Annotated in this window: 5 protein-coding genes; 4 read left to right on the forward strand and 1 reads right to left on the reverse strand. The window is 69.8% G+C overall.

The window, feature by feature from the left end:
- Positions 1-176: 176 nt before the first annotated feature.
- The 3 genes from flgK to HMPREF3115_RS15960 all read left to right on the forward strand — a co-directional run bounded on the left by flgK (position 177) and on the right by HMPREF3115_RS15960 (position 5,074).
- Positions 177-2,156 carry a flagellar hook-associated protein FlgK gene (gene flgK, locus HMPREF3115_RS15950; protein ID WP_070555065.1) on the forward strand — a complete coding sequence of 660 codons (1,980 nt, stop codon included), beginning with the start codon at positions 177-179 and terminating at the stop codon, positions 2,154-2,156.
- Between the two features lie 17 nt (positions 2,157-2,173).
- The gene (flgL, locus tag HMPREF3115_RS15955) at positions 2,174-3,409 is read left to right on the forward strand and encodes a flagellar hook-associated protein FlgL (protein WP_006408023.1); all 1,236 of its coding nucleotides are present in this window, start codon (positions 2,174-2,176) and stop codon (positions 3,407-3,409) included.
- Positions 3,410-3,766: 357 nt separating this feature from the next.
- The gene (locus tag HMPREF3115_RS15960; RefSeq protein WP_070555066.1) at positions 3,767-5,074 is read left to right on the forward strand and encodes a solute carrier family 23 protein; all 1,308 of its coding nucleotides are present in this window, start codon (positions 3,767-3,769) and stop codon (positions 5,072-5,074) included.
- A gap of 64 nt (positions 5,075-5,138) precedes the next feature.
- On the opposite strand, the gene HMPREF3115_RS15965 is transcribed toward HMPREF3115_RS15960, so the two are convergent.
- Positions 5,139-6,023, reverse strand: a complete 885-nt coding sequence (locus HMPREF3115_RS15965; RefSeq protein ID WP_006408020.1) for a transcriptional regulator GcvA — start codon at positions 6,021-6,023, stop codon at positions 5,139-5,141.
- Between the two features lie 95 nt (positions 6,024-6,118).
- Here HMPREF3115_RS15965 and HMPREF3115_RS15970 point away from each other — a divergent pair.
- A partial coding sequence (locus HMPREF3115_RS15970) for a chromate transporter (protein WP_070555068.1) occupies positions 6,119-6,699 on the forward strand: 581 nt, incomplete at its 3' end.

Here is a 6,699-nt window from a genome sequence, read left to right on the forward strand (position 1 = left end):
CGCGCCGCGACGGCGCGCGGCAGGCTCGCCGGTGTCGCGCCGGGCAGCGCCGGCGGCCGATGCGCGACATGCGCGTCGGGCGGCCATTTTTCCCTCAATTTTTTCGATCCGCGGCCGTTATACCGGGAGTCACGCAACCCGGCGGCCGCAGCGCGGCCGGCTCATCAGGATCGCGCATGTCCAACACACTCATGAACCTCGGCGTCAGCGGCCTCAACGCCGCGCTCTGGGGCCTCACGACGACCGGTCAGAACATCAGCAACGCCGCGACGCCCGGCTATTCGGTGGAGCGGCCCGTCTACGCGGAAGCGAGCGGCCAGTACACGAGCAGCGGTTATCTGCCGCAGGGCGTGAACACCGTTACCGTGCAGCGGCAGTACAGCCAGTACCTGAGCGACCAGCTGAACACCGCGCAGACGCAAAGCGGCGCGCTGTCGACCTGGTATTCGCTCGTCGCGCAGCTGAACAACTACATCGGCAGCCCGACCGCCGGCATTTCGACCGCGATCACGAACTACTTCACGGGGCTGCAGAACGTCGCGAACAACGCGGCCGACCCGACGGTGCGGCAGACGGCGATGAGCAACGCGCAGACGCTCGCCGACCAGATCACGGCCGCCGGCCAGCAGTACGACGCACTGCGCCAGAGCGTGAACACGCAGCTCACGAGCGCCGTGTCGCAGATCAACACCTACACCGCGCAGATCGCGCAGCTGAACCAGCAGATCGCCGCCGCGAGCAGCCAGGGGCAGCCGCCGAACCAGCTGATGGACCAGCGCGACCTCGCGGTGTCGAACCTGTCGAGCCTCGCGGGCGTGCAGGTCGTGCGCAACAGCGACGGCTACAGCGTGTTCCTCGCGGGCGGCCAGCCGCTCGTCGTCGCGGACAAGAGCTATCAGCTCGCGACCGTCACGTCGCCGTCCGACCCGAGCGAGCTGACCGTCGTGTCGCAGGGCATCGCCGGCGCGAATCCGCCGGGCCCGAACCAGTACTTGCCCGACACGTCGCTGTCCGGCGGTACGCTCGGCGGCCTGCTCGCGTTCCGCAGCCAGACGCTCGATCCGGCGCAGGCGAAGCTCGGCGCGATCGCGGCCAGCTTCGCCGCGCAGGTCAACGCGCAGAACGCGCTCGGCATCGATCTGTCGGGCAACGTCGGCAGCAACCTGTTCGCGGTCGGCGCGCCGACCGTCTATGCCGACACGCGCAACCAGGGCGACGCGACGCTGTCGGTGTCGTTTTCGAACGCATCCCAGCCGACCACCGGCGACTACACGCTGTCGTTCGACGGCACGCAATACACGCTGACCGACCGCGCGACCGGCTCGGTGGTCGGCACGTCGAACACGATGCCCGGCTCGATCGGCGGGCTCGACTTCTCGGTGTCGTCCGGCACGATGCAGGCCGGCGACCAGTTCACCGTGCTGCCGACGCGCGGCGCGCTCGACGGCTTCAAGCTCGCGACCTCGAACGGCTCCGCGATCGCTGCCGCGTCGCCGGTCGTCACGTCGGCCGCGTCGACCAACGCGGGCACCGCGACCGTCACGCAGGGGCCGGTGGGCGCCGGCTATCAGGTGCCGGCCACGACGCTGACCTACGACGCGGCGACGAAGTCGCTGTCGGGCTTCCCGGCCGGCACGACGGTGACGATCGCCGGCACGCCGCCGCAGACGGTGACGATCGCGAACTCGACGACGCCCGTGCCGTACGACCCGGCCGCCGGCGCGACGCTGACGATGTCGGGCACCGCACCGGGCGCGCTGAACGGCGTGACGGTGTCGCTGTCCGGCGCGCCGGCCGACGGCGATACGTTCACGATCGGCCCGTACGCGGGCGGTACGAACGACGGCACCAACGCGCTCGCGCTCTCGAAGCTCGTCACCGCGAAGTCGTTCGGCAACGGCACGGTCACGCTGACCGGTGCGTACGCGAGCTACGTGAACGACATCGGCAACGCGGCGAGCCAGCTCAAGTCGTCGAGCGCCGCGCAGACGGCGCTGGTCGGCCAGATCACGTCCGCGCAGCAGTCGGTGTCGGGCGTGAACCAGAACGAGGAAGCGGCGAACCTGATGCAGTACCAGCAGCTCTACCAGGCGAACGCGAAGGTGATCCAGACGGCGGCGACGCTGTTCCAGACCGTGCTCGGCCTGTTCAACTGATTCCGGGGATCGAAGCGATGCGGATTTCCACAGCCCAGTTCTACCAGCTGAACGTCGCGCAGATGAGCGACCAGCAGGCGCAGCTCGCGCAGCTGTATCAGCAGATTTCGAGCGGCGTGAGCCTGTCGACGGCCGCCGACAACCCGCTCGGCGCGGCGCAGGCCGTGCAGCTGTCGATGACCTCGGCGACGCTGTCGCAGTACGCGACGAACCAGAACGTCGCGCTGTCGTCGCTGCAGAAGGAGGATCAGGCGCTTACGAGCGTGAACAGCCTGCTCAACAGCATCCATTCGATCGTGATCCGGGCCGGCGACGGCGCGCTGTCGGACAGCGACCGGTCGGCGCTCGCGACGCAGCTGCAGGGCTATCGCGACCAGCTGCTGACGCTCGCGAACTCGACCGACGGCGCCGGCAACTACCTGTTCGCGGGCTACCAGTCGACGACGGCGCCGTTCGCGAACGGCACGGGCGGCGGCGTGGTCTACAGCGGCGACCGCGGCGCGCGGCAGGTGCAGATCGCCGACACGCGCACGATCGCGCAGGGCGACGACGGCGCGAGCGTGTTCCTGTCGGTGCCGATGCTCGGCAGCCAGCCGGTGCCGGCCGCCGGCGCGGCGAACCAGGGCACGGCGACGATCGGCGCGGTGACGATCACCGATCCGTCGGCCGCGACGAACACGCACACGTTCACGATCACGTTCGGCGGCACGTCGGCCGCACCGACCTACACGGTGACCGACGAGACGGCCGCGCCGCCGACGACCACGGCGCCGCAACCGTATGCCGACGGCACGGCGATCGCGCTCGGCAACGGCCTGTCGGTGCCGGTGTCGGGCACGCCGTCGCCGAACGACACGTTCTCGGTCACGCCCGCGCCGCAGGCCGGCACCGACGTGTTCGCGACGCTCGACACGATGATCGCGGCGCTGAAGGTGCCGATCGGCAGCGACACGGTCGCGGCCGCGAAGCTCGCGAACGCGATGACGACCGGCACGACGAAGCTCGACAACACGATGACGAACATCCTCACCGTGCAGGCGTCGGTCGGCGGCCGCGAGCAGGAAATCCAGGCGATGCAGGCCGTGAACCAGACGAATACGCTGCAGGTGACCAGCAACCTCGCCGATCTGACGAGCACCAACATGGTGTCGACGATCAGCCAGTTCCTGCAGATGCAGAACGCGCTGACGGGCGCGCAGAAGGCGTACGCGCAGTTGCAGAACCTGTCGCTGTTCCAGTACATCAACCCGTGACGGACCGCGCGCGTTGCGCGATGTGAGCGCGCGCTTACGTCGCGCGACGCGGCAGCGGGCCGCGGGCGCGATCGGCGTGCGCATAAAAAAGCCGCCCGGCGCAACGCGCGGGCGGCGAGCGGGAGCCACTCACAACCCGCTGCGCCCTGGTATCGCAGCGGTCCGCGTACTGTAGGGCAGCGCGCCGCGCGCTGGGAAGCGGACAGGTTCGAAATTGCGCGGCCGTCGGTTCGTACTGCCGCCCGCCGTCAAGCGCGCGGGCCGCGCTTGCCAGCCCCATTTCCGCTCCGTAAACTCGCGCGAGTTTCCAGACCGGCGCACCGTCGCAGCCGGCGACCGACAGGAGCCCTTTTTCCCATGTCCGATTCCTACTTCCCGCGCTGGCGGGTGCAGTCGACCGGCGCGTCCGCGCGCGTGGTCGGCCCCGACGAGCGCCTGCCGTGGCCGCAGATGGTCGCGATGGGCGTGCAGCACGTCGTCGCGATGTTCGGCTCGACCGTGCTCGCGCCGCTGCTGATGGGCTTCGATCCGAACCTGTGCATCTTCATGTCGGGCATCGGCACGCTGCTGTTCTTCGTCCTGGTCGGCGGCCGCGTGCCGAGCTATCTCGGCTCGAGCTTCGCGTTCATCGGCCTCGTGATCGCGGTGACGGGCTACGGCGGCAGCGGCCCGAACCCGAACATCCCCGTCGCGCTCGGCGGGATCGTCGCGTGCGGCGTCGTGTACGTCGCGCTCGGCGCGCTCGTGTCGGCGATCGGCACGCGCTGGATCGAGACGCTGATGCCGCCCGTGGTGACCGGCGCGGTGGTCGCGGTGATCGGGCTGAACCTTGCGCCGATCGCGGTCAAGGGCGTGTCGGCGTCGAACTTCGATTCGACGATGGCGCTCGTCACCGTGCTCTGCGTCGGCGGCGTCGCGGTGTTCGCGCGCGGCATGATGCAGCGGCTGCTGATCCTGGTCGGTCTCGTGATCGCGTACGCGATCTATGCGGTCGCGACGAACGGCATGGGGCTCGGCAAGCCGATCGACTTCTCGATCGTGTCGCACGCCGCGTGGTTCGGGATGCCGGCCTTCACCGCGCCGGTGTTCGATCCGCACGCGATGCTGATGCTCGCGCCCGTCGCGGTGATCCTCGTCGCCGAGAACCTCGGCCACATCAAGGCCGTCAGCGCGATGACGGGGCAGAACCTCGACCGCTACGTCGGCCGCGCGTTCATCGGCGACGGGCTCGCGACGATCGTGTCGGGCAGCGTCGGGGGCACCGGCGTGACGACCTATTCGGAGAACATCGGCGTAATGGCCGTCACGCGCATCTACTCGACGCTCGTGTTCGCAGTCGCCGCGGTGATCGCGATCGTGCTCGGCTTCTCGCCGAAGTTCGGCGCGGTGATCCAGACCATTCCGGGCGCGGTGCTCGGCGGCGTGTCGATCGTCGTGTTCGGGCTGATCGCCGTGACGGACGCGCGGATCTGGGTCGTCAACAAGGTCGATTTCTCGGACAACCGCAACCTGATCGTCGCGGCCGTCACGCTCGTGCTCGGCGCCGGCGACTTCTCGCTGAAGATCGGCGGCTTCGGGCTCGGCGGCATCGGTACCGCCACGTTCGGCGCGATCATCCTGTACGCGCTGCTGCGCAAGGAAAAGGAGCCGGGCCCGGTGGTCTGAGCGATGCGCGGCAGCGGGCGGTGCAAGGCCGCCCGCGCCGCCTGCCCGGTCGAACCGGGCGGTACTACGCGCCGACGTTCGACTGCGCTTCCAGCCACCCGCAGAACTGCGCGACGAGCGGATCGTCCGCCGGCGCGCGCGGCGCGATCCACCAGTAGCTGCGCGTCGCGATGCGCGGGCCGGCGAGCGGCATCACGAGGCGGCCGCTCGCGAGTTCGTCGTCGATCAGCGGCAGCGGGCCGAGCGCGACGCCGAGCCCGTCGACGGCCGCCTGCAGCGCGAGATAGAAGTGGTCGAACGACTGCCGCTTGCGCGCCTTCATCGTCACGCCGGCCGCCGCGAACCAGTCGCGCCAGCCTTCCGGCCGCGTATCCGAATGCAGCAGCACGTGCCGCGCGAGATCGTCCGCGCGCGCGATCGGCGCGCGCTTGAGCAGCGCCGGGCTGCAGACCGGAATCACGCTTTCGTCGAGGAAGTGGCCGCTCGTGCATGCCGGCCAGTGGCCGGGGCCGCGCCGGATCGCGACGTCGAAGCCGTCGAGCGTGTCGAGCGGCGCATTCGACGTCGACAGCTTCAACTCGACGTTCGGCACGTCGCGCTGGAACCGCGACAGCCGCGGCAGCAGCCATTTCATCGCGAAGGTCGGCAGTGCATTGATGCGCAGCACGCGCGCGGTGCCGGTGTGGCGCAGCTGCTCGGTCGCGAGCGCGATGCTGTCGAACGCGGCGCGCACGGTGTCGAGATAGCGGCGGCCTTCGTCGGTGAGCTTCACGCGCTTGCCGTAGCGGTGAAACACGGGCTTGCCGAGCCATGCCTCGAAGCCGGCGATTTGCCGGCTGATGGCACCGTGGGTCACATGCAGCTCGTCGCCGGCAGCGCTGAAGCTTTCATGGCGGGCCGCGGCTTCAAAGGCCCGAAGCGCGGAGAAGGGTGGCAGGTCGCGACGCATGCTTGTGATTCTAGTTCACAAAGGCGCGTCGATAAAATCGTTTTGCCGCCGCGCGGATCGGCGGTAACCTCGGCCTACTTTCGATGAGGACCCCCATGCCATCCGCTTCTCCGCCGCCCGTCACGCCGCCGCGACGGGTCGGCCTCGCCGAGCTGTTCACCGGTTTTCTGTCGCTTGGCCTCATGTCGTTCGGCGGTGCGCTGCCGTTCGCGCGGCGCACGATCGTCGAGGAGCGCCGCTGGCTGTCCGCCGACGAATTCACCGATCTGCTCGGCCTCTGCCAGTTCCTGCCCGGCGGCAACGTGATCAACCTGTCGGTCGCGGTCGGCATGCGCTTTCGCGGGATACCGGGCGCGTTCGCCGGCATTCTCGGGCTGATCGCGGGGCCGACGCTCGTCGTCGTCGCGCTCGGCGTGCTGTACGCGAAGACGCAGAACGATCCGCGCGTGCAGCATCTGTTTGCCGGGCTCGCGGCCGCGGCGGCCGGGCTGCTCGCCGCGATGGCCGTGAAGGTCGCGAAGCCGCTCCGGCACGCACGCGCGGCGGCCGGCATCGCGGCGCTCGCGTTCGTCGCGATCGCCGTGCTGCGCATTCCGCTGCTGACGACGATGCTCGTGCTGACGCCCGTCAGCATCTGGCTCGCGGCGCGGCGCCGCGACACCGCGGCGGGCGCCGC

It is taken from the genome of Burkholderia sp. HMSC10F09 (assembly GCF_001806955.1).
GTDB classification, from domain to species: domain Bacteria; phylum Pseudomonadota; class Gammaproteobacteria; order Burkholderiales; family Burkholderiaceae; genus Burkholderia; species Burkholderia multivorans.

Coding starts and splice junctions, on each gene's coding strand:
- HMPREF3115_RS15960 (WP_070555066.1), top strand. CDS start 3,767: ATGTCCGATTCCTACTTCCCGCGCTGGCGGGTGCAGTCGACCGGCGCG.
- flgK (WP_070555065.1), top strand. CDS start 177: ATGTCCAACACACTCATGAACCTCGGCGTCAGCGGCCTCAACGCCGCG.
- HMPREF3115_RS15965 (WP_006408020.1), bottom strand. CDS start 6,023: ATGCGTCGCGACCTGCCACCCTTCTCCGCGCTTCGGGCCTTTGAAGCC.
- flgL (WP_006408023.1), top strand. CDS start 2,174: ATGCGGATTTCCACAGCCCAGTTCTACCAGCTGAACGTCGCGCAGATG.